Here is a 24,334-nt window from a genome sequence, read left to right on the forward strand (position 1 = left end):
CACCGGCCGCGAACCGCAAAACAACTCTGCCGCGGCAGGCGAAGTGTCATACTTTTGCGAGTATAACCGTCTAATATAAAAAAAGAAGCACGGGAGAGGGGGAGCGGCGTTGAGTGAAGAAACATCGGCGGGGTACGGGGAAGAAGCCGGAGCCGCGCAGATGCGGGAAAACGACGGGGAACGGCAGATCAACGAGTGGTTCGACCTGTATTACGACCAGATTTATCAGTACCTGTACTTTATGCTGGGGGATCGCGGCGGCGAAGCGGAAGATATTTTGCAGGAGGTCTTTATCAAGGCGTACCGCAATCTGCACACGTTCAAAGGGGACTCTTCTCCGCGTACCTGGCTGACGGCGATCGCGCGCAACGCGGCGATGGACGCTATGCGGCGCAAGCGCTGGACGCTGAACGATCTGCTGGCGGGCCGCGAGGAGAAAGCGCCGTCGGCGGAAGAACCGGAACGCGTGCTGCTGACGGAAGAGCGGCGGGAGAAAATGCTGGAACTGCTCGATGTGCTGAAGCCGGCGCAGCGGGAAGTGATCTTTTTCCTGTACCAGAAAGAATTGAGCATCAAGGAAACGGCGGAAATGCTGGACTGCACGGAAGCGAAGATCAGAACGATGAAGCACCGGGCGCTGAGGGCTTTGCGCAAAAGCGGCGAATTTGAGGAATGGATCGGGGGAGAGCTGAGCAATGGGGACTAACGGACGCACGGACGGACGGGGAAACGGACGGGAGCCGCGAAGCGGTCTGATCGATATTCCGAAGCTGGACGAGCAGCGCAAGGAGCAGATTCGCAGCGGCATTTTGACGGGCATTCGTTCCTGGAAAAAAGAAGCGGACGAGCCGCAGCGCGCCAAAGGGAACGGCCGCCGCCGCGGAATGATCGCCGGAGGAATCGGCGCGGGGTTCGCCGCCGCCGCGCTGGCGGTCGTACTGGTGCAGACGGACGGGCTGAGCGGGCCTGCGGCTTCGGGCGGCGCGCCGCAGGCGGCGGACACGGCGGCGGGGAGCGTAGAAGAAAGCGGCACGGGGGCGAACGGAACGGAAGCGGACGGCGGGGCGGCGGCTTCTTCGGAACCGGGCTTTCTCGATCTGCCGCGGGCGCCGCACGAACTGTCGGCTCTGAGCGCGGACGGCGCCGAGATGCCGGAAGGAATCGCCGATACGCTGAACGGATTGACGTACGACGAATTTCGCGGACGCTGGCAGCAGAACGCGGCGGACGCCGACGAGGATACGCAAAAGCTGACGTCGCTCGAAGGAGAGGAACTGACGCTCGGCAGCAGCCTGCCCCGGCTCGACGAGACGCTTCAGGCATTCGGCGACCCCGCTCTGGGATACGGGTATACGGCCTGGACCGACAACGAGGACGAAGAACTGCGGGAGATCGATTTTCGCCTGGGATCGCCGGCCGTCGGACAGGGGCAGGACGAGTCGGAGGCGGCGCTGCTGCGCTTCGTGACGACCGTGTTTCAGCCGGAACTGAGCGAAACCGAGCGGGCAAAAGTGCTGGACCAGCTGCGTTTTCGCGACTATGAACGCGCGGGCGGCTACCGCATGTCGGAAAGCGGGGGACTGCTGTACACGCTGGATCGCAGCGGGGAGCGCGCGATGCTGATCGTACAGTTTCTGCGCCGAGACGACCAGCCGGATGCGCTCGGGAAGTGGCAGGATTCGCTGCTGGAAAGCGTGCGCGGCGCCGTGAAGGGAGCGGAAACCGGTTCGCAGACGGATTCGGGGACAGGATCGGGGAAATAAAGGACGGATCGACCGGGACATCAACGAAAGTTTACGAAAAAGATAGGCTAGTGGAGTAATGTTCGGAAAAAGAATGTTATTTCAGTGGAAAAGAGTCGATTCGGAATAAATTTTACGCTGAAATCGAATAATTCCGGTTAACAAACTTGACTCTTTGCGAATGATCCGGTATGATGTGTTTTGTTAAAAGGCGAACAATTACAATCACATTCAATCGATCATTCGTATATTCCCGGAAATAAGGTCCGGGAGTCTCTACCAGGGAACCGTAAAGTCCCGGCTACGGATAGGATGCTTTTCGCATACCTGCCGGGAGCCGGGCTTTTTTTGCGCCCATATAAGAGGAGGAGACCCCAATCATGACCGATTCCACCCTGCTTGAGCAACGCGAACACAATGCCGAGAACGCCGCGCAGTACGACTGCATCGTGGTCGGCGCGGGCCCGGCGGGCATCTTTGCCTGCTACGAGCTGACGCGCAAAGCGCCGGACTGGAAAGTGCTGCTGGTGGACAAAGGCCACGATATCTATAAGCGCCGCTGCCCGATCCTGGAGAACAAGATCCAGTTCTGTCCGCCGGCCGCCGGCCGCAAAGAATTCGCGGGCTGCCTGCCGGCGTGCTCGATCACGGCCGGCTTCGGCGGCGCGGGCGCGTACAGCGACGGCAAGTTCAATATCACGACGGAGTTCGGCGGCTGGATGACCGATTACCTGGCGCCGTCGCAGGTGCTGGAGCTGATCCAATACGTCGATTCGATCAACCTGGAGCACGGCGCGACGGAGTCGATCACCGATCCGACGACGGACACGATCCGCGATATCGAGCAGAACGCGTATGCCGCCGGCCTCAAGCTGCTGCGGGCGCAGGTGCGCCACCTCGGCACGGAGCAGAATCTGGAGATTCTGAAATCGATCTTCGAATACCTGAAGCCGCGCGTGGAAATGAAGTACAAAGCCGAAGTGGACGATCTGATCACGGTCAAAGAAGGCGGGGAGCATGTCGTGACCGGCATCCGGTTGAAGAACGGCGAAGAATACGAAGCGCCGCGCGTGATGATCGCCCCGGGACGCGACGGCTCGGCCTGGCTGGCGGACGTTTTCAAAAAGCGCCGCCTCAAGCTGACCAACAACCAGGTGGACGTAGGCGTGCGGGTGGAAACGTCCGACGTGGTCATGCGTCAGATCAACGAGCATCTGTACGAAGGCAAATTTGTGTTTAACACGTCGGTCGGCACGAGAGTCCGCACGTTTTGCAGCAATCCGTCGGGGCATGTGGTGGTCGAGAACCACAGCGGCGTGATGGCGGCCAACGGCCACTCGTACAAAGACCCGGCGCTCGGTTCGCAGAATACGAACTTCGCGCTGCTCGTTTCGCACAAGTTCACCGAGCCGTTCGACAAGCCGAACGAATACGCCCGCGAGATCTGCGAGCGCGCCAACGATCTGTCCAGCGGCGGCGTGATCGTGCAGAAATACGGCGATATCCTGCGCGGCCGCCGCTCCACGCCGGAGCGCATCCGCGAAGGCTTTCTGGAGCCGACGCTCAAGGAAGCCGTGCCGGGCGACCTGGGCCTCGTGCTGCCGTACAACACGATGAAGAGCCTGATCGAGATGGTCGAGGCGCTGGAAAAAGTCACGCCGGGCATCGCTTCCGAGCATACGCTGTTCTACGGCGTGGAAGCGAAGTTCTACTCGGCTCGTCCGAAGCTGGACGAGTCGCTGGAGACCGAGATCCGCGGTCTCTACTGCGGCGGCGACGGCGCGGGCATCACGCGCGGTCTGGCGCAGGCCGGCGCGGCGGGCGTGCATATCGCCCGCGGCATGGTGCGCAAAGCCGGCGCGGCGGAGCGTCCGGCGGTTGAGCGGACGCTGGCGTAAAGGGCGGCGGGCTTGCCGCGCCGCATATGCGGATGCAGCCGGCCCGGTTAACGTGCAAATATCCACTACAAAATCGGCATTGAGCCGAATTCGGACATATAACATGCAAAAATCCACTTCGATTTCGCGACAGCGGCCGATTCGGCGGCAGGCGCGGGATTAAAGTGGATTTTTGCATTTCACTGCTTCCGATGAATACGGAACGGGCGTATAAAGTGGATGTCTGCATTCGGTTTGAAAAAGGACCCCAAAAAACGGAGGGGAGTTGGAGCGAATCTTCCGGTTGTCCGCTCGACAATCCGCTCTTCCCGAGAATTCCGTGCAATCCGCGCCGAATTCTCGCTCTGCGCCCGGTGAAATTTTTCTTTCCCCCGCCGCTTTGCTTCAACCGCTTTACGCGAAGACCTTATTCTCCTGCGGCACCGCCACCCAGTGCCCCTCAGACACCTCGACCAGTTCCGACCGTTCCAGTCCGTACCGGTCTTCCTCGAAATTCTCCTCCAGCAGCGTCCGCTTCTTTTTCGACTCGATCGCCGGGTCGGGGACGGGGATGGCGGACAGCAGGGAGCGGGTGTACGGATGCTGCGGGTTGCGGTACAGTTCTTCGCTTTCGGCCAGTTCGACGATCTTGCCCGAATACATAACCGCTACGCGGTCGCTGATGTGCTTGACCATCGACAGGTCGTGCGCGATGAAGAGATACGTCAGGCCCAGCCGCTGCTGGAGATCTTCGAGCAGCGACACGATCTGCGACTGGATCGACACGTCGAGCGCGGACAGCGGTTCGTCGCAGACGATGAATTTCGGTTCGACCGCAAGCGCGCGGGCGATGCCGATCCGCTGGCGCTGGCCGCCGGAGAATTCGTGCGGATAGCGCAGCGCCATGGACGGATCGAGGCCGACCATGTCCAACAGCTCTTCGACGCGCCTCCGCCGCTGGACCGGATTCTGCGACAGCCCGTGCACATCCATCGCTTCGCCGATAATATCGAGCACTTTGAGCCTCGGATTGAGCGAAGCGTAAGGGTCCTGGAAGATCATCTGCATCTCGCGGCGCATCGCTTTCATTTCTTTGGGCGACAGCCGGTTGACGGCGAGTCCCCGGTATAGCACGTCGCCGCTCGTCGGCTCGTGCAGCCGCAGAATCGCGCGTCCGGTCGTCGATTTGCCGCTGCCGGATTCGCCGACCATGCCCAGCGTTTCGCCTTCGCGGATAAAAAAGCTGATATCGTTGACCGCGCGCAGCGTGCGGCCTTTGCCGAGATTGAAATGCTGCTGGAGCGAGCGGACTTCGAGCAGCGGACGGGAAGCCGTCTGCCCGGCGCGGGCGGCGGGCGGCGCAGCGGCATTCGCTTCGGCGTCCGGCCCGGTTCCGGATGCGTGCGTCGCAAAGCCCGGGGCCGCCTTCGGCTTCTTCGGCTCGTCGAGCCGCGGCAGCGCGCTCAGCAGTCTGCGCGTGTACGGATGCTGCGGCCGGGCGAAGATATCCTCCGTTTTGCCTTCTTCGACGATCTCGCCGCTTTTCATCACGACCACGCGGTCGCACATGCCGGCGACGACGCCGAGATCGTGGGTAATCAGCACGATCGCGGTGCCGAGCTGTTCCTGCATCTGCTTCATGACGTTCAGGATCTGCGCCTGGATCGTGACGTCGAGCGCGGTCGTCGGTTCGTCGGCGATCAGCAGCGACGGCCGGCAGGCGAGAGCGATCGCGATCATCGCGCGCTGGCGCATGCCGCCTGAGAATTCGTGCGGATACTGGGCGAAGCGCGTTTCCGGATCGCGGATGCCGACCAGCTTCAGCATCTCGACCGCTTCGGCGCGCGCTTCGCGCTTGGACATCCGGCGGTGCTTGCGCAGCGTTTCGGCGATCTGCTCGCCGATGCGCAGCGTCGGGTTGAGCGAGGTCATCGGGTCCTGGAAGATCATGCCGATATCGCGTCCGCGGATGGCCTCCATTTCTTTGCGCGTTTTCTGCGCCAGATTTTGCCCCAGAAACATCACTTCGCCGCTTTTGACCCGGGCCGAAGCTTCCGGCAGCAGCCGCATGATTGCCCGGGCCGTGACACTTTTGCCGCTGCCCGACTCGCCGACGATGCCGAGCGTTTCTCCTTTGTTCAGTTCGAAGCTGACGCCGCGCACCGCTTCCGTTTCGGTTTCGCGGGCCGAGAACGACACGCGCAGATTGCTGACTTGCAACAGTTTTTTCATTCCCCGGGCCTCCGTTATCCAATCGAATCTCAAAAATGTTTTCGCCAGGTCTTGACTTTCCATTATGTGGACAAATAAAATACGACTTATAAATACAAGTAATTTTATCGGAATTTAGCCGGCTGTTAACGGAATTATACATTTGCAGGGTTTTGGGAGGCAAGTTTTTTATGAAAGCGGCTGAGAAAAAACAACATGCGTCCCGGCACGAGCCGATCGGACGCCTATATCGCAAAATGCTGGCGACTCCCGGCTACCGTTTCTGGATGCTGCTGCTCGGAGCGCCCGTCAATCTGATTGTGCTTGTCGTCTGGCTCATCCGGCGCCGCAGCGGAGGCTATGCCGCTCTGCTGGCTTCGGCGCTGGAAGAACTGCGGGAGAACGGCCGCGAGCGCGAATTGAAAGAAGAGTTCGCGAAGCAGCTGACGGAGAAAAGACGGTTTTTCAACCAGGGTGAAAACGCGAAAGAAACCGAACGGGAAGTCGATCGGCGGGCGGAGGATCGATTGCGCGCCGAAGCCGAAGAGATTGCCGCCGAACGGGCGCGCCGTCAGCGCATCCCGAGAAACGACTATGCGGCCGCGTTCGAATCACTGATCGCAAACCCGGTATTCGCGATATTCGCGGCGGTTGCCGGGCTGCCGATGGCGCTGCTGATGCTGCTCTATGCGAACCCTTATTCCAAATACATATTCGAGCGCCTGCTCATGACGCTGTTCGTCGTCGTGGGGGTCGCCGCCCTCGTGTTCACGATCCTGCATCTGTCGCCGATGAATCCGGCGGCCAATATTCTCGGGGAGACCGCCACCGAAGAGCAGATTGCTTCGTTCAACCATATTTACGGGCTCGACCGGCCGTATCTCGTTCAGCTCTGGGACAATATTCGCGGTATTCTGTCGCTGGATCTGGGCAAATCGTTCGCTGGCAACGAAGACGTGGCGAGCACCATCTTCCGCAAATTCCCGGTCACGCTGACGCTGGCTTCGTTTTCTTTGCTGCTGGCGCTGCTGGTGGCGCTGCCGATCGGCATTCTGTCGGCGGCGCGCAGAGGTTCCTGGCTCGATTACAGCTTTATGTTTATCGCGCTGATCGGATTGTCGATCCCGAGCTTCTGGCAGGGCCTGATCTTTATCCTCGGCTTCTCGATCAAGCTCGGCTGGCTGCCGGCCACGTATACGCCGGGCAGCTTCCTGTCGCTGCTGATGCCGGTGATCGTGCTCGGCACCGGACTGACGGCGGCGGTGGCGCGGATGACCCGCTCCTCGACGCTCGAAGTCATGAACGAAGACTACATCCTGACCGCCAAAGCCAAAGGGCTGGGGCGGCGCACGGTATTGATGAAGCACACGGTGCGCAACGCGCTGATTCCGATCGTGACCGTAGTGGGACTCCAGTTCGGCGGCATGCTGGGCGGCGCGGCCATTACGGAGAAAGTATTCAATATCAGCGGCCTCGGCAGCTATATCGTCGACAAGCAGTTCGTGCCGGATATTCCCGCCGTGATGGGCGGCGTCGTCTATACGGCGATCGTGATCTCGCTGGTCAATGTCGTGATCGACGTGCTGTACGCGTTTATCGATCCGAGAATCCGGACGAAGATGAAGCAGTATTAGAGAACGTGCTTAGAAAGCCGCATTAGAGAAAGGGGGACATGCGAACATGTCCGAATTATCGGTTACCGAGCCTTCGGCCGCGGGTTCCGCTTCCGCGTCGGGGCTCGACGCGGGCATCGGGGGCGGAGCGCGATCCTCGTCCGAGTACGCGCAGGCCGGCTTTGCCTGGATCGCTTCGCTGCTGCTGGCGCTGATCCTGCTGGCCAACGCGTTCGATTACCGCTCCGGCGCGGTCAAGCCGGTCGTGCTCGGCATCGCCGGCGCGTACGCGTTCTTCACGCTCGTGCAGATCGTTATCGCGCTGCTGATCCGGCGCGATCTTCGAACCGCCGGCGTGATCCGCGGCCGGACGCGCACGCTCGGCTGGGTGCAGCTGCTCAGCCTGGCCGTCGGCAATATCTTCGCCGTATCGGCGGCGTTCCAGCTTGTGAAGAAAGTGAAAACGCCGGAATACATATTTGCCGGATACATGCTGCTGACGCAGATCGTCGTCATCGCCGTGTCCTCGCTCAATTTGTTCAAGCCTTACGTGGCGGATACGTTCCCGCTCGGCATGCTGGCGCTCCTCGTCGTGGCCGCATTCCAGTTCGCCGCCATGCTGCTGATCGCCGCGTTCGTCAAGCGGCATTCGGTGCCGCTCGGGATGGTCTGGCTGGCGCTGCCGCTGATCCTGACGGCGGCGACGGGCAATCTGTTCGCCCTGCTGCTCGGCATCGTGCTGCTGGCGAAGATCCGCGGCGCGAAGTCGCCGGCTTCCCCGAGATGGGAAGACGCGATCGACCGCCTGTCGCGGGGGACGACGTCGATGCTGGGCATGTTTTTCGTATTCTTCCTGTTCTCGCTGTCGGTTTGCAGTCTGTTCACGTTCGACTACGGCATGGCGACCGAGAACAATTACAGCGCCATTTTGCAAACGCCGAGCCTGGCTTATCCGCTGGGCACCGACAATTTCGGGCGCGATCTGTTCTCGCGCATCGTGTTCGGCGCCCGCATCTCGCTGATCGTCGGCGCGCTGTCCACCCTGGTTCCTTTTATCATCGGGGGCGTGCTGGGCGCGATATCCGGCTACTACGGACGGCGCACGGACAATATCATCATGCGGGCGCTCGATATCCTGTATTCGATTCCCGGCATCCTGCTGGCGATCGCGATTATCGCGGCGTTCGGCGCGAACACGGTCAATCTGATCCTCGCGCTCAGCGTAGGCGCCATCCCGACGTATGCGCGCACCATGCGGGCCAACGTGATGATGGTGTCCACCTACGAATTCGTCGATGCGGCGCGGGCGTTCGGGTCCGGCAGCCTGTCGATCATTTTCAAGCATATCGTGCCGAACTCGATGGCGCCGATGATCGTCAAAGCGACGCTGACCATCGGCACCGCCGTGATCTCCACCAGCAGTCTCAGCTATCTGGGACTCGGCGTGGAACCGCACATTCCGGAATGGGGCAACATTCTGAAGCTCGGCAGCGCGTATCTGGAAACGAACTCTTATCTGGCCGTTTATCCGGGTCTGGCGATTATCGCGCTGGTCCTGTCGTTCAACTTCCTGGGCGACGGGCTGCGCGACGCGCTCGATCCGAAGCTGGACTAAAGCCGGGACCAAGAGATCGATTGCCGTACGCCTGAGGGGCTTTGGAGCAAATATAAAGCTTCAAATTATGGAGGGGGAGAAAAAATATGCGTCAAACTTTCAAATTCACCAAAACGCTGACTGTCCTGCTGCTGGCTCTTCTGTTGGTCCTGGCGGGCTGCTCGTCGGTTACGACAAAGTCCGACACCGCGGCCCCGGCCGCCGAAACGAAGACGGAAGGCGAAGAAACGACGGCCGAAACGACGACGCCGTCGGCTCCGGTGGACATCGAGCTGCTGGCGCAAACTTCGCAGGAATCGGACGTCAATATCATCCGCGACCAGCTGACCAAGAACGGCTTCAACGTCAAGCTCAACCTGCAGCCGGATTACGGCAGCTTCAAAGCGCAGGAAGACGCGGGCAACTACGATATCGCGCTGTCGGGCTGGACCACCGTTACCGGCAACCCGGATTACGCGGTGCGCTCGCTGTTCAAGACCGGCGGCGACTACAGCATTATGTCCGATCCGGAGATCGACGAGCTGATCGACAAAGCCGCGGCCCAATCGCCGGAAGATTACGTGGACACGTACAAGCAGCTGGAACAGAAGCTCGTGTTCGACAATGCGTACATCGCGCCGCTGTATATTTCGTACAAGAGCCAGGCGATCAATAAAGACATTCTCAAGCCGGACTCCGTCCGCCTGTCGAAATCCCGCGCCCTGGCCTGGGAAGACATCGAATTTAACGACGCCTCCAAAAATGCGAAAGATCCGCTGGTGTTGACGCAGACTACTTCCACGCTGACTTCGCTCGATCCGATCAAAGGCAACGACGGTTCGATCAACACGCTCAATACGAATATGTATGTGCGCCTGATCAACCTGACCGACGACGACAAGATTACGTCCGACGGCTCGCTGTCGCGCAACTTTACGATCGCCGACGGCAACTCGGAGTACTACTTCATTCTGCGCGACGATATCAACTTCGCCAAAGTCGAAGACGGCAAAGCCGTCGATACGGGCGAACGTGTCGGCGCCGACGATGTTATCTTCGCGCTCGACCGCGCGAAGAACAAAGATTCCGTGCCGGATCACCGCACGTACTCGCTGCACGAGCATATCAAGACGGTCGAAGAAGTGACCGACCTGTCGGCGCTCGATTCGGTCAAAACGTCCGACGGCGGAACCGTGCGAGAAGCGCTCGAGAAAGGACTGGACGCGCCGATCTCCGAACTGGTCGCGGATAAGAAGCAGGCCGACAACGCGGCCGGCAAATACCAGGTCGTCAAGCTGACGACCACCGAGCCTTTCCCGCAGGTGCTGAACTATCTCGGCCACCAGTCGGCGGGCATCGTGTCGAAGAAACAGGTCGAAAGCATCAACACGTACGACGTGGCCAAGTTCGACGTCACCAAAGACATTCCTTACGGCGACCAGAACACCGTAACGGAAGGCGCTTCGTACGATAACACGCTGTACGCCAGCGGACCGTACATCCTGATTACCAAGAACGATTACGAAGCCAAATTCGCGAAGAATCCGGCATATCAGCCGGGCACGGAGAACGAGCCGAACATCTCGAATATTTCCGTCCGCTTTATCGCCGACGCCGACAGCGGCCTCGCGGCTCTGCGCAGCGGCGAAATCTATTCGTACTACAGCGTTCCGGAAACGAAATACTCCGTCGTGGAAGGCGATGCCAAACTCCAGCTCCAGAAGATCCCGAGCAACGGCGTAAGTTATCTGCTGTTCAACACCGCGGACAACCGTCCGGTCGGCACAAGCGCGGACCTGCGCAAAGCCGTGCTGTATTCGATCAACCAGGACGAAATCCTCCAGTTCTACGAAGGCAACAAGCTCAAAGCGGCGTCCACCGTCAGCCCGCTCGTCGATACGGGCAACGTACTGACCGCCGACCCGGCCAAGGTCAAAGAATCCCTGGCGGCTTACGAAGCTTCGAAATAAACCGGGCCGCGGCCGATCTTGTCCGATAATGATGAGGCGCTTTCCCGGAAGGGGGAAAGCGCCTCAGGCTGTCGAGAAAGCCGGGTATTGTTCCAAACGGAAAATAGCAGCACAGGTACACTTATTTAGAGCGAAATTCTTCGATTTCTCCAAATAGCGACGCAGGTGCAGCTATTCGGGGCCCAAAGGCCGAATTGAAGCGTAAAAGCTCGAAATAGATGTATGAGTGCAGTTATTTGCTCGAAAACGTAAGATAAAGCCGGAATAAGGGCCTATACGCAGCTATTTGGATTCTTCTTGCCGCTGGCTTTATTTCTCCAGCCCTTTCCCGACCTTTCCTTCCAATCGAACCCGCCTAAATTAGGTTTACATCCAATCGTTTCTCGACAATCCAAGGCGCTTTCCCGGAAGGGGGAAAGCGCCTTTTTGGCCGGGATTCGCTGTCAGCCGGACGGCTGGAAGGCGTTTCCTTGCCAAGCCTTTTGCGCGAGGTTCATAATCGAAGGCAAAAAGGGGCGAGCGAGATGCGGTTGGAAACGGAACGTTTGATCTTGAGGGATGCCGTGCCGGAGGACTGGGAAGCGATTCACGTGTATGCTTCCCGGCCCGATGTGGTCCGTTATTCGATGTGGGGACCGAATACGGAGCAGCAGACGAAGGAATATGTAGCGCAGATCATCGAGATGCAGAAAGAATCGCCGCGTCTGGGGTTCGAGCTGGTGGCGACGCTCAAAGAATCGGGGACGCTGATCGGCGGCTGCGGCATTCATAAAGCCGGTTACAACGCCGAGCTGGGATATACGTTCAATCCGGCTTACTGGGGCAGCGGATACGCGACCGAATCGGCGTTCGCGCTGCTCCGGTTCGGCTTCGAAGAGCTGGACGCGCACCGGATCTGCGCGACCTGCCGGCCGGACAATGCGCCTTCGGCGGGCGTGCTGAAGCGGCTCGGCATGAAGCGCGAAGGCCGGCTGCGCGAGCATTTGTTTTTCAAAGGCGGCTTCCACGATTCGGAGCTGTACTCGATCCTGCGGCAGGAGTTCTGAGGCTTCGCCGCGCCGGACAAAGCGAGAAAGGGCCGCCCGGTTATCCTCGTTGGGATAACAGGGGCGACCCTTTCTTATTATGGAATCAAATCGGCCCGAATGCGGGGAGGAACCCTCATTCACGGACGCTGACAAAGCGGCTTTGGCCGAGGATTTGCAGGATCTTGAAACTTTAAGACGATACTGCCGGCTGCCGGAAGCGGCTTACAGATTGAACTTGGTCAGCTCGTGCTGCAGATCTTCGGCCAGCTGCGACAGATAGCGGGCGGAGCCGTTGACTTCTTCCATCGTGGACAGCTGTTCTTCGCTGGCCGCGCTGACTTCCTGCAGGCCGGCGGCGCCCATTTCCGTCACGTGGTTGATGCTCTTCATCGCCGTTCCGATCTCTTCGGATTGAACCGAAGCGGAGGAGATGGAGTGCGAGATTTCCGAGATGCGGCCGGAAACGTCGGAGACCGATTCCTGGATCAGGGAGAACGATTCGGAGACGCGTCCCGCGCCTTCCACGCCCTGTTTGACCAGCACGGAAGCTTCCTGCATCGAAGCGACGGCTTTCTTGCTTTCGCCCTGCACGGCATGGACGGTTTCGGTGATCTGCGAAGCGGATTCCGCGGCCGATTCCGCCAGTTTGCGGATCTCCTGGGCGACGACGTCGAAGCCTCTGCCGGCTTCGCCGGCGCGGGCCGCTTCGATCGAAGCGTTCAGGGCGAGCAGGTTGGTTTGTTTGGCTACCTGCTGGATGGCGGCGACGAGCTGGTCGATGTCTTCGATCTTGCGCTCCAGTTCCTGAATCACGCCGCCGGTTTGCTCGACGCTGTTGTCGATATCGTGGATCTGGCGCATTACGGCGCTTACTTCGGTTTGTCCGCTGCGAGCCGCGTCTTCCGCATGGGAAGCCAGAGCGGAGATCGATTCGCTGCCGACTTTGATGCTGGTCATGCTTTCGGCCAGATGTTCGGCGGAGGCCGTGACTTCGAATACCGTATGAGCCTGCGATTCGAATCCGTCCGCCAGTTGGCTGGACGAGGAGGCGATATGGCCCGAAGCCACGGCGGTTTGTTCGGCGCTTGCGGTCAGCTGCTCGGAAGAAGCGGACAGCGTCATGGCGCTTTCGTCGACTTTTTGAATAATGCCGCGCAGACCGCCGATCATGCCGTTGAAGGAAGTGGACAGCTGGCCGATTTCGTCGCGGGAAGCATAATCCGCTTTGACCGTCAGGTCGCCGTTTTCGGCGTTTTTCATCAGCTGTTGAATCTGGCGCAGCGGTCTCGATACGGCGCGGGCGATCCAGTAGCCGACGCCGAGCGAGAGCGCGATGCCGCCGGCGAGCAGAGCGATAATCACGATCATGGAAGCGTTCTTGAGCGCGACGTTTTGTTCGCTGCTGGCTTTCGCTTCGTCGGCCTGGAGAGTCGTCATGGTTTGAAGCATCTCGTTCGTTTGCTGACGAAGCGGCTGAACGTCTTCGCTGAAGGTGTTGTAAGCCTGCACATTTTCATTTTTCTCGGCCAGCGCGACGACCTCGTCGAGCGAGCTGCGGTAGTTCGGAACGACGGCGCGGAAAGCGTCGTATTCTTTTTTCATTTCCGCGGACATCGTGATGGCATCGAGCTGCTCGTACAAGGCGTTGTTGGATTCTTTGGCTTTGGCCAGCGCGTCGCTGAGCTGTTCCACTTTGGCATCGTCGGAAGTCAGCGCCATTTCGAGCACGATGGACTGCATGGACAGGTTGTTGGCGCGAACGGAGTCGAGCAGGGCGATGGTCTGGACGTTTTCTTCGTACATCTGGAGCGAAGCGTCCGAGACTTTTTTGGTGGCGTCGTAACCGCTGTAACCTACAGCAACGAGCAGTACTGCGGAAACGAAAGTCAGGATCATGATCTTCCAGCGGACATTCAGGTTTTTCATGGTGATAGCCTCCCAATTTTGATTGAGTAAGATGGTAGTTCCAAAGTCTTGTTTGATTACCGAAAACAAAGTCTTATTTTGTCGAATAAGAGTCGTTGAAAATTATATCGACAAAAATCGAATAAAGTTTAGACCTTTTTTTGAATTTTTTGGAGGACTTTTGACGATGATTTTCAGCTTTTCGATCGGCAAAACGTAGGACCCAATGAAACGATCTGTAAAAAGGTATACTTTCATTCGACAAAAAAAGACTTCTGATCGCGTTTTTCCCGACGTTTTTTCTTGCTTCCTTCTGGTTCGATAGACTTAGTTTATAGTCGAAAGCTGAACTGAAGCTGAAATGGAAATAAAAAATAGATAAAGCCTGGGAAAAATTCCCGAATCCGGTTTTCCGTTTCCGCTTTCCCCGGGCAGAACCGCCGAAAGCCGTTTAAAGCGCCGATGCACAACAAAAAACCGGCCCGCTTTTCCGTTAAACGGAAAGCGGGCCGGGAAGGCGTGTGTTCGGTACGTTCAAAAAGACAGGCCGGAGCTTCAAGGTTCGGGCTTGATGCGCGCCGAATCGACATAGCGCCCGCTGGCCGGCACCGCCACTTCGTCGAAATGGCTGCTCAAGTGCTCCAGTCCCTGCACCAGCTCGTCGCCGGCCATCGGCTCGCCGTGTCCGGTAACGGCCGCCGCCGGACGCAGCGCGACCAGACGGGCGACCGAAGTGCGCGCGGCTTCCCAGTTGGGCGTGAAGTAAGTCGGAGGTCCGTGGATCTCGCGCCGCTGGGTCAGCACGGCCAGCGCCGATTCCTGCTTGACCGTAATAAACGCGTCTCCCGCAACGAGCGTGCCGTCCAGATTGCGGAAGAAAGACACATGGCCTTCGGAATGGCCCGGCGTATGCAGCCAGTGCCAGTCCGGCAGATACGGAACGCTGCCGTCCGCGGGAAGCGGCTGCGCGCGTCCGCCGAGATCGATGCCTTTGTTCGGAAACAGCGGGGCGGAAGCGGCCATCAATCCTCCGCCGACCGTCGGATCGCCGGGCGGATAATCGGCGCGGCCGGTCAGAAACGGCAGTTCCAGTTCGTGGGCGTACACCGGGACGTCGGGAAACAGCTCCATCAGGTCTTTGACCGAACCCGTATGATCGAAATGGCCGTGCGTCAGCAGGATCGCTTTCGGCTTGTCGGTTCCGAATCTTTCGCGGGCCGCCTTGACGATCTTGGACGAGGAACCGGGCATGCCGGTGTCGACGAGCACCCACTCGCCGCTGCCCGGCGCGCCGATCATCACGACGTTGACGATCATGGTGCGCAGATAAGTGACGTCGCCCGGCAGCCTGTCCTCGGGCCTGCTTGCATCCGGGGAGCCGGAATTCGAATAAGGTTGCATGAGGATTGCACCTCCGTTTTGAAGTTGCCCTGTTTTACCCGCTTTGGGGCGGGATGACACAAGGCGAATCGGAAGAAAAGCGCAATCGCCTCGAATCGGAAAGCGGCCGGTTGAGGGCGGCGCGGGGGCGTGCTATGATGGGCGCAGTTGTTCGAGCGAACGCAGGCCGCGCGCGGCCTGCGCGTAAGCGAAGCGGAAGAAATTTGAAGCGGAATCCCCCGGATTCCGGCACGGGAGGGACACGGCTATGAATTCGGATAAAAGACGCTTCGGGACCGGTTATCGCCGCCAGGTAGGGCTCTGGCTGCCGATCCTCGCCGCCGCGGCGCTGATCGTCCGTCTGGCGCTGGCTTCCCGGCCCGGAGGCTTCATGAGCGATCAGGAGCTGTTCGTGGACTGGATGCGGCAGGTGAGCGCCCGGGGACTGGGCGGCGTTTATATCGAATCGACGAATATCAATTATCCGCCGCTGTTTCTGCTGATTATGGATCTGTACCGCCGCGTGATCGGATGGTTCGGCGCGGTGCCCGCACCGGGCGAGCTTTCGTTCAAAGGCGTGCTGGTCGCGCTGGATATGGCGGTATTCGCGGCGGCCGCCCGGCTGACCCGAAATACCGGATCGCCGCGCCGCCGCCTGGCCGTGCTGGGCCTGCTGGCCCTCAATCCGGCGCTGATCTTCGTCGGCTCGGTCTGGGGACAGGTCGATCTGCCGCACAGCTTCCTGATGGCGGCTTCCCTCATTCTGCTGCCGCCCTTGCCCGCCGTATCCGGCGTGCTGTTCGCGCTGGCGCTGCTGACCAAGTTTCAGGCCGTGACGCTGCTGGCGGTCTTCGGCATGAAGTTCCTGCATTCGCTGATCCGCAAAAAGGAATGGCGTCCGGCCGCGCTGTTTCTGGGCGGTTTTGCCGGCACGGTCGCCGTCTGCGCGGGCTTCTTCGCCCTGTTCGGCGGCCTGCGGGCGATGATCGCGGGCGCGTACCTGAGCGCGGTCGGCATGTATCCGCAGGTCACGATGAACGCGATGAATATCTGGTTCTACTTCGTCGGCACCGCTCCGGCCACGCCGGATACGACGAAGATTCTCGGTCTGCTGACGCTGCGCGGCGCCGGTTTTCTGCTGCTGGCGCTCTGCACGGCTTTCGCCGCGCTGTATCTGTGGCGAAGCCGGATGGACGCGCCCGCGCTGCTCAAAGCGGCGGCGCTCGTCAACTTCGGTTTTTTCATGCTGCCGACCGAGATGCACGAGCGCTACAGCATCCCGGCGCTGGTGCTGGCGATCTTCGTCTGCTTGTACGACCACCGCTGGCGGCTGCCCGCGCTGGTGCTCAGCTTCAGCGTCACCGCCAATCTGTGGATGGTGCAGGCCGGGAACATTCATGCGGCGGGCGGATTGTTTATCGTATACGTCCATGTGGGCGTTCTGCTCTGGATGATGGCGGCGCTGGGGCTGGAGATAAAGCGGGGCGAAGCGCGAAGCGATTGAAGTTTAGGCGGACCGTCCCATAAAAAAATCTTCCGGAGCAGACCGGGAGTGCGCGCCTCGCGAGCGCCGCTCCCCTCCGCTTCCGGAAGATTTTTTGCTGCATGGAGAGATGGAAAGTTTCGCTTGCTTCGTTCGAAAAGCGCCGCGCGCGTTCCCCGGTTACAGCGGCGGGTTGGCGTGGCACTTGCGGCAGACGGGGAAGTAGCGGTCGTTGCCCCCGATCTGGATCTGCTCGCCCGTATACAGCGGTTTGCGGTTCTCGTCGACGCGCAGGGCCATCGTCGCTTTGCGCTCGCAGAACCAGCAGATCGTTTTCATTTCCTCGATCTTGTCCGCGTACAGCAGCATATACTGACTGCCTTCGAACAGTTCGTTGCGAAAATCGTTTTTGAGACCGAAGCCCATCACCGGGATATTCAGCTCGTCCACGATGCGCGTCATCTGGAGCACCTGCTCTTTGGTCACGAACTGCACTTCGTCGAACAGCACGCAGCTGATTTTTTTCTCGTGGTAATTCTTCACTTCTTCGTACAGATTGGTGGCGGGATAAACCGGAATCGCTTCGCGCTTCATCCCGATCCGCGAAGACACGTGGCCTACCTCGTCGCGGTCGTCGATTCCCGAAGTGAAGATGAGGACGTTCTTGTTCTGTTCTTCGTAGTTATGGGCGACCTTGAGGATCTCGATCGATTTCCCGCTGTTCATCGCCCCGTATTTAAAAAATAACTGTGCCATAGATTCGCTCCTTAACTCTGAAGTCCGACTTTCATTGTAGCAGGAATAAGCAGGCGGGAAAAAGGAATTCGAAAAAAAATCATTTAAGTCTTTACATACCCCTTGGGGGTATATTAGAATGGAAGCATACCGGTATGGAAACGCAAACCCCAACCGCAAAGAAGGGAGTGGACGAATGGCGATTCAGAAAAACACCGAAGCCGAAGCGGCGCACGAAAGCTGCCACGTTCCCGGAGAAGACGGCAAACTGCCGAGAAAAAGCCATCATTCCGAGCAGACCAAGAACAACCTCGTTTCCCGCCTGAACCGCATCGAAGGCCAGATCCGCGGCATCAAGGGCATGATCGAAAAAGATACCTACTGCGACGACGTGCTGAACCAGATCGCCGCCGTCCAGTCCGCGCTCAACGGCGTCGGCAAGCTCCTGCTCGAAGGCCATATGAAGAGCTGCGTCGTCGAACGGATCGAAGCGGGAGAAACCGAAGTGATCGACGAACTGCTGATTACGGTTAATAAACTTATGCGATGACTTTGAACAATCCCCGAAGCGACTTTGGTCAAAGCTTTCGGTGCGAGACGGTTCAACTCGCAGCGAAAGGTATCCGAGGAGCGATTCCAATCGAATGTTCAAAGTCATAGACTTCCCGGTCGTCTTTCAGCGACTTTTAGTCAAAAACTTTCGGTGCGAAACGATTCAACTCGCAGCGAAAGGTATCCCGGGAGCGGCTTCAATCAAGACCGGGAAGTCCGCGTACGTGCGCAGTAACTCCCTATAATCATTTTTTTAAAACCCATAAATCCCAATCCCCCAAGGAGGAACAACCCATGCAAACCACAACCCTTAACGTCGAAGGAATGTCCTGCAACCACTGCGTCAAAGCCGTCGAAGGAGCCGTCCAGGAAGCCGGAGCCGCGGGCAAAGTCGATCTGGGCGCCAAAACGGTGGACATCTCGTACGACGAAAGCAAAGTCAGCCTCGACGCCATCAAAGCCGCGATCGAAGATCAGGGCTACGACGTCGTCTGACGCGGGCGGGGAACAAGGAAGGGGTTCGGGCCGGGTTTAAGCCGCTTCGGCCCGGTCTTTTTCTTTCCCTCCGAACTTCCCGAATATTCTAACGGAACTCAGCGACGCTGTCGCCCCGAAATTTGCACACGGCGATGCCGAAAACGCGCAATAACGTTTCCGGGTTCCGTTAAAATAAAGCGTCAGCGAAAAAAGGCGGATAACGGCTCTGACTTCCGTTAGCCGGACCGACCGTGCGTTTGCCGCCGGCCGAACACTGGAGCGCCATTCGGATTCGCTGCTCGACAATGAACGCCAACAGCCTGCAAAGGCTTTTTATTTGGATAATTAGATACCCCCAAGGGGTATGGACAGGAGGCTGCGAGGATGGAGACGCAAACCCAAAACCGCCCCGCGAACGAACGCGGACGCACGCGGCAGGCCACGCTGCAAATCAGTGGGATGACCTGCGCGGCGTGCGCGAACCGGATCGAAAAAGGACTGAACCGGCTGCCCGGTATCGCTTCGGCCAACGTCAATCTGGCGCTGGAGAAAGCATCGGTCGACTACGATCCGAAAGAAACGGGACTGGACGAGATCGAGCGCAAGATCGAATCGCTCGGTTACGCCGCGGTCAAAGAATCGTCGGACTTCGATATTACCGGCATGACCTGCGCGGCCTGCTCGGCGCGGATCGAGAAAGGATTGAGCCGGATGCCGGGCATTCTGAACGCCAATGTAAACCTGGCGCTGGAAACGGCGCACGTGGAATACTCGCCGGGTGCGGTCGAGCCGGGCGACATCATGCGCAAAGTGCAGCAGCTCGGCTACGGCGCGAAGCTCAAGCAGGAAGGACAAAGCCGCGACCGCGGCGGCGAGGAACGCAAACGCGTCGTCAAACTGACGATCGCCGCGCTGCTGTCGCTCCCGCTGCTGTGGGCGATGGCGGGACATTTCTCGTTCACGTCGTTTGTCTACGTGCCGGAACTGCTGATGAACCCGTGGTTCCAGCTGGCGCTGGCGACGCCGGTGCAGCTTGTCATCGGCTGGCAGTTCTACGTCGGCGCGTACAAAGCGCTGCGCAGCGCCAGCGCCAATATGGACGTGCTGGTCGCGCTGGGGACGTCGGCCGCTTTTTTCTACAGCCTGTATCTGACGATCCGCTGGGCGGCGGACGGCGGAAGCGCCGGCGGCATGGACGGAATGCCGGGCATGGCCGGACACGGCATGCCGGAGCTGTATTTCGAGACGAGCGCGGTGCTCATTACGCTGATCCTCGTCGGCAAATGGTTCGAGGCCCGCGCCAAAGGCCGCTCGTCCGAAGCGATCCGCAGCCTGATGGGCCTTCAGGCGAAGCGCGCGATCGTAGTGAAGGACGGCGCCGAGCTTGAAGTCGCCGTGGAAGAAGTATCGCCCGGCGATATCGTGCGGGTGCGCCCGGGCGAGAAGATTCCCGTCGACGGCGTCGTGACCGAAGGGCGCTCCTCCGTCGACGAGTCGATGCTGACCGGCGAGAGCCTGCCGGTCGACAAAGAACCGGGATCGGCCGTCACCGGGGCGACGATCAACAAGAACGGCGCGCTGCTGATGCGCGCCACCAAAGTCGGCCGCGATACGGCGCTCGCGCAGATCGTGCGCGTCGTCGAAGAAGCGCAGGGCTCCAAAGCGCCGATCCAGCGCCTGGCCGACGTGATCTCCGGCATTTTCGTGCCGATCGTGGTCGGTATCGCGGCGATCACGTTCCTGGTCTGGTACTTCGGCGTCCAGCCGGGCGCTTTCTCCGAAGCGCTGGAGAAAGCGATCGCGGTGCTGGTGATCGCCTGTCCGTGCGCGCTGGGTCTTGCGACGCCGACTTCGATCATGGCCGGTTCCGGCCGGGCGGCGGAATTCGGCATCCTGTTCAAGGGCGGCGAGCATCTCGAAGCCGCCCAGCGGATCGACACGGTCGTGCTGGACAAGACCGGCACGGTAACCAAAGGCAAACCGGAGCTGACGGATGCCGTTGCGTACAGCGACGGCGACGGCTTCGCCGAAGCCGACCTGCTGGCGCTGGTCGGCGCGGCGGAGAGCGCGTCCGAGCACCCGCTGGCCGAAGCGCTGGTGCGCGGGGCCGGCGAGCGCGGCATCGAGCTGCCGCAGGCGGAAGGCTTCGAATCGCTGCCGGGCTACGGGATTTGCGCCGTGGTGAACGGCGCGGAAGTGCTGGTCGGCACGCGCCGCCTGCTGCAGGAGCGCGGGATCGACGCGTCGGCCGCGCTCGCGGATATGGAGCGGCTGGAAAGCGAAGGCAAGACGGCGATGCTCGCCGCCGCGAACGGCCGCCTGGCGGGCGTGGTCGCGGTCGCCGATACGCTCAAGGAATCGTCGCCGCAGGCGATCCGCCGGCTGCGCGATATGGGGCTGAACGTCGTCATGATGACCGGCGACAATCTGGCGACGGCGCGCGCGATCGCGGCGCAGGCCGGTATCGACCCGTCCGACGTACGGGCCGAAGTGCTGCCGGAGGGCAAAGCGGAAGAAGTCCGCAAGCTCCAGGAATCCGGCTGCAAAGTCGCCATGGTCGGCGACGGCATCAACGACGCGCCGGCGCTGGCGACGGCCGATACCGGCATGGCGATCGGCACCGGCACCGACGTGGCGATGGAAGCCGCCGATATTACGCTGATGCGCGGCGACCTGAACGGGATCGCCGACGCGATCCTGATGAGCCGCCGCACCATGCGCAATATCCGCCAGAACCTGTTCTGGGCGCTGGCGTACAATGTGATCGGCATCCCGATCGCGGCCGCCGGTTTCCTGGCGCCGTGGCTGGCCGGCGCCGCGATGGCGTTCAGCTCGGTCTCGGTCGTGCTGAACGCGCTGCGGCTGCAGCGGGTCAAGCTGTAAAGCGAAGTTCGAAAGCCGGCATCCCCTCGGGCATGCCGGCTTTTCATGTTTATATCCCCGCGCGAGCCGGAAGCCGTTTGCTTCCGTTTTCGCGTTCCCGGCAGCGTTCGGCGCCGGGCCAAACAAACGGCCGCCCGGCGATCCGGAATTTTTTTTGCGAAAAAGTTCCGTTTTATTGAGCCGAATGCGTTTTCGCCGCGTATATACAGAAAACGCCGTATCCAATGGACGAATGCGGCTCCGGGGAGGAAACGGAATGAACGCAGCGAGAAGCAGGGCAAACAAGAAGATTTCGGCCATCGCCGCCATGGCGCTGATGACCGTGCTGACAGGCTCGGCCGCCCGGGCGGAGCGCGGAATGCCGGCAGCCGGGCGCGGCGAAGCGGAGAACGAACGCACTTCGCAGTAGCGTGCAGCAAAGAAATGAAATCGTATTCAATAGGCGCGCCAAACGAACAAATAAACGAATCAAAAGGTATGCAAAAAGCGTGCAAAAAATAGATCCGCCGAGATTGTGAACGAAATATGTCCGCTTGCGAACAAACTTCCCATTAAATTTCCAAAAGAAGTGAGTCAAACCGCTATCGCAATGTTAAATATACAAAAAGCTTGGCCGATATGTAAGGTAACACCGCTGCGAAAGGAGAGAGAACAATGAGCCGAAGCCGCCGGGGATTGCAGCAGAATTTACCGTTTACCGCCGCTTTTGCGCTCGTTCAGGCCCTGTCCGGCGCCTGCGGCGAGAGACCGGTTCGCGAACGCGCGTCCGGGGAAGCCGGCACAAGTTCCAAACGCGCGGCGGAAAAAGAGAGCGCTTACCCGAATTCGGTCGCCAGACCGCGGGAAGCGGACGTTTTTTCGTTTAAAGCGAGTACTAAAGCGGGTGCGCCCGATGTTTTTCAAACCGACTTTATGAACACGCTCTCTCCGAAACCGTTACCGGACCGGCACGAAGGAAGCGGCGGGCGCGGCTGCGGGCCGCATCCCGGATTCGCGAGCGGAACGGGAGACGGCTGAGCGGGCGGCGCGATGGACGAACCGCCGGATGGAGCGTCTGCAACGAACACCGACAAAACGGCCCTCGGCCGTGCGGACCCAGCGTCCCCGCGGCCGAAGGCCTTTTTACATGCCGGCAAGCATAAACCGGCGAACCGCTCCTGGCCGGGCCTCTTTCCGATCTCCTGCGTCGTCGGCCCGCGTGTCCGCACCGCTTGCATGGCCCGTTTCCGGGTTTCATAATAGGAAAGGAAGGTTTTTGATAAGCGTGCGCTTGTCCGGCCGTCCGAACCGCGGCGAGGGAAGCGGCAGCGCGAAATGAATCCCATGCAGAAAGAAGGATGTCTCCATGAACGAAACGATCGCCCGATTGATGAACCACCGCTCGGTGCGCAAATATACGTCCCGGCCCGTCGAACGCGAGCGGCTCGAAACGATTATCTCCGCCGCGCAGATGGCTTCCAGCTCCAGCAACGTGCAGGCGTACACGGCGATCGCGGTGACCGATCCGCAGCTCAAAGACAAGCTGGCCGGACTCGCCGGCGATCAGCCGTATATCCGCGAATGCCCGGTATTCCTCGTCTGGTGCGCCGACTTATCGCGGCTCAAAGCGGCCGCGGAACGGCACGCGTCGGACAAGCCGTCGTACGAAGGCGCGGCCGAAAACTTCGTCGTCGCCACCGTCGACGCCGCGCTGGCTTCGCAGAACGCGGCCGTGGCGGCGGAATCGCTCGGCCTCGGCATCGTGTATATCGGCGGGGTGCGCAACGATATCGCCGCTGTGTCCGAAGCGCTGAACCTGCCGGATTACGTGTACCCGGTGTTCGGCATGTGCGTCGGTTATCCCGATCCGGAGCACGGAGCCGGCATCCGGCCGCGTCTGCCGCTGGAAACGGTGCTGCACATGAACGGCTACAGCGCGGAGCAAAGCGGGCGCGGCGTGCAAACGTACGACGAAACGACGGTCCGCTATATCAGCGACCGCACCGGCGGCCGGCGCACCGCGCCGTGGTCCAAGCTGATGGCCGACAAGCTGACCGCGCCTTCTCGGCTGCATATGAAGTCTTTTCTGGAAAGCAAAGGCTTCAACAAAGAGTAGGCGTACCGTTCCTTCCCGCCGGACGCTTTACTCGATCCGGTCGGTAAACAGAATCCGCTCGACCGGATGCCGGACGGTGCGATGGCCTGCGCGGATTCTTTTTCCGATCGCGATCAGCATAATATCCATGTAACGGTCCGGAAGTTTGAGGATCGAACGGAGCCGACGGGAATCGTAGCCGGACATGGTAAGCGCGTCGTAACCGGCTTCGGCCGCGAGCAGCAGCAGCGACATCGAAGCCAGGGCGGCGTCCCGCGTCAGCTCGATGCCCAGTTCCGCGCGCGATTTGCCGCCGTAATAGCCGAGTGCCGCATGTTCCAGCATCTGCCGGGTACCCTCGTCAAAGCAGCCCTTCGCGGCTCCTTCCGCCTGGATGCGCCGGATATTGTCCGCTTCGAAAGCCCGGTAGTCGCCGAGCACGAGCAGCAGCGCGGACGCTTCGGTGACCGGTTTTTGCATCGCGGCGGCCGGCAGCAGTTCTTCGCGCAGCTTCCGGTCCCGGATATGCAGATACCGCACGGCCTGGATATTGTTGCCGTTGGGCGAACGGCTCGCGCCGTCGATCCAGGAGTTCAGCAGCCCGGGATCGAGGTCGTGAGCCGGATCGAAGTAACGGACGGATCGTCTTTTTGCCAAAAGTTCTTGTACATTCATCGTTGATCGTGCCTCCTATAATCGTCTTAGCGGCTTGTCTCGACTCGAGACCAGCCTGTAGGGCGTCGCATTCCCGATTATAGGGCAGGGAGGCCGAGGCGAAAATAACGCACAATAAAGTGGCTCGGCCACTTT

At 60.0% G+C, this 24,334-nt stretch carries 19 protein-coding genes and 1 riboswitch; of the genes, 14 read left to right on the plus strand and 5 right to left on the minus strand.

Translation table 11 applies throughout. The features are described 5' to 3' along the window. Nucleotides 1-109 precede the first annotated feature (109 nt). The 3 genes from QWJ34_RS16095 (at nucleotide 110) to QWJ34_RS16105 (ending at nucleotide 3,640) form a co-directional block, all read left to right on the plus strand. Entirely contained in the window at nucleotides 110-706 is a 597-nt protein-coding gene (locus tag QWJ34_RS16095; protein WP_302729348.1) for an RNA polymerase sigma factor, read from the plus strand. Continuing rightward, entirely contained in the window at nucleotides 696-1,763 is a 1,068-nt protein-coding gene (locus QWJ34_RS16100; RefSeq protein WP_302729350.1) for a hypothetical protein, read from the plus strand. Before QWJ34_RS16095 ends, QWJ34_RS16100 begins: the two co-directional genes overlap by 11 nt. Nucleotides 1,764-1,965: 202 nt before the next feature. Further along, a riboswitch (purine riboswitch) is annotated at nucleotides 1,966-2,066 on the plus strand. A 56-nt stretch (nucleotides 2,067-2,122) separates the two neighbouring features. Continuing rightward, nucleotides 2,123-3,640 carry an NAD(P)/FAD-dependent oxidoreductase gene (locus tag QWJ34_RS16105; protein WP_302729352.1) on the plus strand — a complete coding sequence of 506 codons (1,518 nt, stop codon included), beginning with the start codon at nucleotides 2,123-2,125 and terminating at the stop codon, nucleotides 3,638-3,640. Between the two features lie 393 nt (nucleotides 3,641-4,033). Here QWJ34_RS16105 and QWJ34_RS16110 read toward each other — a convergent pair whose 3' ends face one another. Further along, entirely contained in the window at nucleotides 4,034-5,851 is a 1,818-nt protein-coding gene (locus tag QWJ34_RS16110; RefSeq protein ID WP_483314278.1) for an ABC transporter ATP-binding protein, read from the minus strand. A 170-nt stretch (nucleotides 5,852-6,021) separates the two neighbouring features. On the opposite strand from QWJ34_RS16110, the gene QWJ34_RS16115 reads away from it, so the two are divergent. From QWJ34_RS16115 to QWJ34_RS16130, 4 genes are all read left to right on the plus strand, one after another. Continuing rightward, the gene (locus QWJ34_RS16115; RefSeq protein WP_302729356.1) at nucleotides 6,022-7,464 is read left to right on the plus strand and encodes an ABC transporter permease; all 1,443 of its coding nucleotides are present in this window, start codon (nucleotides 6,022-6,024) and stop codon (nucleotides 7,462-7,464) included. Between the two features lie 46 nt (nucleotides 7,465-7,510). After that, the gene (locus tag QWJ34_RS16120; RefSeq protein ID WP_302729358.1) at nucleotides 7,511-9,058 is read left to right on the plus strand and encodes an ABC transporter permease; all 1,548 of its coding nucleotides are present in this window, start codon (nucleotides 7,511-7,513) and stop codon (nucleotides 9,056-9,058) included. A gap of 86 nt (nucleotides 9,059-9,144) precedes the next feature. Next, the gene (locus QWJ34_RS16125) at nucleotides 9,145-11,007 is read left to right on the plus strand and encodes an ABC transporter substrate-binding protein (RefSeq protein ID WP_302729360.1); all 1,863 of its coding nucleotides are present in this window, start codon (nucleotides 9,145-9,147) and stop codon (nucleotides 11,005-11,007) included. A gap of 524 nt (nucleotides 11,008-11,531) precedes the next feature. After that, nucleotides 11,532-12,053, plus strand: coding sequence for a GNAT family N-acetyltransferase (locus tag QWJ34_RS16130; protein ID WP_302729361.1), 522 nt, complete (start codon nucleotides 11,532-11,534; stop codon nucleotides 12,051-12,053). Between the two features lie 204 nt (nucleotides 12,054-12,257). Here the strand turns inward: QWJ34_RS16130 and QWJ34_RS16135 are convergent, their stop codons facing one another. Together QWJ34_RS16135 and QWJ34_RS16140 are read right to left on the minus strand one after the other, a co-directional pair. Continuing rightward, nucleotides 12,258-13,961, minus strand: coding sequence for a methyl-accepting chemotaxis protein (locus QWJ34_RS16135; RefSeq protein ID WP_302729363.1), 1,704 nt, complete (start codon nucleotides 13,959-13,961; stop codon nucleotides 12,258-12,260). Nucleotides 13,962-14,495: 534 nt separating this feature from the next. Continuing rightward, nucleotides 14,496-15,341 (minus strand): MBL fold metallo-hydrolase, encoded by an 846-nt coding sequence (locus QWJ34_RS16140; RefSeq protein ID WP_302729365.1) that lies wholly within the window; start codon nucleotides 15,339-15,341, stop codon nucleotides 14,496-14,498. Nucleotides 15,342-15,588: 247 nt separating this feature from the next. Here QWJ34_RS16140 and QWJ34_RS16145 point away from each other — a divergent pair, with 247 nt between their 5' ends. Then, entirely contained in the window at nucleotides 15,589-16,824 is a 1,236-nt protein-coding gene (locus QWJ34_RS16145; RefSeq protein ID WP_302729367.1) for a hypothetical protein, read from the plus strand. 159 nt (nucleotides 16,825-16,983) lie between these two features. Here the strand turns inward: QWJ34_RS16145 and QWJ34_RS16150 are convergent, their stop codons facing one another. Continuing rightward, nucleotides 16,984-17,559, minus strand: coding sequence for a thymidine kinase (locus tag QWJ34_RS16150; RefSeq protein WP_302729368.1), 576 nt, complete (start codon nucleotides 17,557-17,559; stop codon nucleotides 16,984-16,986). A gap of 175 nt (nucleotides 17,560-17,734) precedes the next feature. On the opposite strand from QWJ34_RS16150, the gene QWJ34_RS16155 reads away from it, so the two are divergent. The 6 genes from QWJ34_RS16155 (at nucleotide 17,735) to nfsA (ending at nucleotide 23,545) form a co-directional block, all read left to right on the plus strand. Continuing rightward, nucleotides 17,735-18,088, plus strand: a complete 354-nt coding sequence (locus QWJ34_RS16155) for a metal-sensitive transcriptional regulator (RefSeq protein WP_302729370.1) — start codon at nucleotides 17,735-17,737, stop codon at nucleotides 18,086-18,088. Nucleotides 18,089-18,384: 296 nt separating this feature from the next. After that, nucleotides 18,385-18,585 (plus strand): copper ion binding protein, encoded by a 201-nt coding sequence (locus tag QWJ34_RS16160; RefSeq protein WP_302729372.1) that lies wholly within the window; start codon nucleotides 18,385-18,387, stop codon nucleotides 18,583-18,585. Nucleotides 18,586-18,951: 366 nt separating this feature from the next. Beyond that, nucleotides 18,952-21,450 (plus strand): heavy metal translocating P-type ATPase, encoded by a 2,499-nt coding sequence (locus QWJ34_RS16165; RefSeq protein WP_302729373.1) that lies wholly within the window; start codon nucleotides 18,952-18,954, stop codon nucleotides 21,448-21,450. A gap of 256 nt (nucleotides 21,451-21,706) precedes the next feature. Next, the gene (locus tag QWJ34_RS16170; RefSeq protein ID WP_302729374.1) at nucleotides 21,707-21,859 is read left to right on the plus strand and encodes a hypothetical protein; all 153 of its coding nucleotides are present in this window, start codon (nucleotides 21,707-21,709) and stop codon (nucleotides 21,857-21,859) included. A gap of 245 nt (nucleotides 21,860-22,104) precedes the next feature. Beyond that, entirely contained in the window at nucleotides 22,105-22,467 is a 363-nt protein-coding gene (locus QWJ34_RS16175) for a hypothetical protein (RefSeq protein ID WP_302729376.1), read from the plus strand. A gap of 328 nt (nucleotides 22,468-22,795) precedes the next feature. Beyond that, nucleotides 22,796-23,545 (plus strand): oxygen-insensitive NADPH nitroreductase, encoded by a 750-nt coding sequence (nfsA, locus tag QWJ34_RS16180; protein ID WP_302729377.1) that lies wholly within the window; start codon nucleotides 22,796-22,798, stop codon nucleotides 23,543-23,545. A gap of 27 nt (nucleotides 23,546-23,572) precedes the next feature. Here the strand turns inward: nfsA and QWJ34_RS16185 are convergent, their stop codons facing one another. Beyond that, the gene (locus tag QWJ34_RS16185; protein ID WP_302729379.1) at nucleotides 23,573-24,199 is read right to left on the minus strand and encodes a nitroreductase family protein; all 627 of its coding nucleotides are present in this window, start codon (nucleotides 24,197-24,199) and stop codon (nucleotides 23,573-23,575) included. Nucleotides 24,200-24,334 lie beyond the last annotated feature (135 nt).

This window comes from Saccharibacillus sp. CPCC 101409, assembly GCF_030518235.1.
Taxonomy (GTDB): domain Bacteria; phylum Bacillota; class Bacilli; order Paenibacillales; family Paenibacillaceae; genus Saccharibacillus.

Coding starts and splice junctions, on each gene's coding strand:
- QWJ34_RS16125 (WP_302729360.1), top strand. CDS start 9,145: ATGCGTCAAACTTTCAAATTCACCAAAACGCTGACTGTCCTGCTGCTG.
- QWJ34_RS16120 (WP_302729358.1), top strand. CDS start 7,511: ATGTCCGAATTATCGGTTACCGAGCCTTCGGCCGCGGGTTCCGCTTCC.
- QWJ34_RS16135 (WP_302729363.1), bottom strand. CDS start 13,961: ATGAAAAACCTGAATGTCCGCTGGAAGATCATGATCCTGACTTTCGTT.
- QWJ34_RS16170 (WP_302729374.1), top strand. CDS start 21,707: ATGAACGCAGCGAGAAGCAGGGCAAACAAGAAGATTTCGGCCATCGCC.
- QWJ34_RS16145 (WP_302729367.1), top strand. CDS start 15,589: ATGAATTCGGATAAAAGACGCTTCGGGACCGGTTATCGCCGCCAGGTA.
- QWJ34_RS16150 (WP_302729368.1), bottom strand. CDS start 17,559: ATGGCACAGTTATTTTTTAAATACGGGGCGATGAACAGCGGGAAATCG.
- QWJ34_RS16175 (WP_302729376.1), top strand. CDS start 22,105: ATGAGCCGAAGCCGCCGGGGATTGCAGCAGAATTTACCGTTTACCGCC.
- QWJ34_RS16185 (WP_302729379.1), bottom strand. CDS start 24,199: ATGAATGTACAAGAACTTTTGGCAAAAAGACGATCCGTCCGTTACTTC.
- QWJ34_RS16160 (WP_302729372.1), top strand. CDS start 18,385: ATGCAAACCACAACCCTTAACGTCGAAGGAATGTCCTGCAACCACTGC.
- QWJ34_RS16105 (WP_302729352.1), top strand. CDS start 2,123: ATGACCGATTCCACCCTGCTTGAGCAACGCGAACACAATGCCGAGAAC.
- QWJ34_RS16165 (WP_302729373.1), top strand. CDS start 18,952: ATGGAGACGCAAACCCAAAACCGCCCCGCGAACGAACGCGGACGCACG.
- QWJ34_RS16100 (WP_302729350.1), top strand. CDS start 696: ATGGGGACTAACGGACGCACGGACGGACGGGGAAACGGACGGGAGCCG.
- QWJ34_RS16115 (WP_302729356.1), top strand. CDS start 6,022: ATGAAAGCGGCTGAGAAAAAACAACATGCGTCCCGGCACGAGCCGATC.
- QWJ34_RS16155 (WP_302729370.1), top strand. CDS start 17,735: ATGGCGATTCAGAAAAACACCGAAGCCGAAGCGGCGCACGAAAGCTGC.
- QWJ34_RS16130 (WP_302729361.1), top strand. CDS start 11,532: ATGCGGTTGGAAACGGAACGTTTGATCTTGAGGGATGCCGTGCCGGAG.
- QWJ34_RS16140 (WP_302729365.1), bottom strand. CDS start 15,341: ATGCAACCTTATTCGAATTCCGGCTCCCCGGATGCAAGCAGGCCCGAG.
- nfsA (WP_302729377.1), top strand. CDS start 22,796: ATGAACGAAACGATCGCCCGATTGATGAACCACCGCTCGGTGCGCAAA.
- QWJ34_RS16110 (WP_483314278.1), bottom strand. CDS start 5,851: ATGAAAAAACTGTTGCAAGTCAGCAATCTGCGCGTGTCGTTCTCGGCC.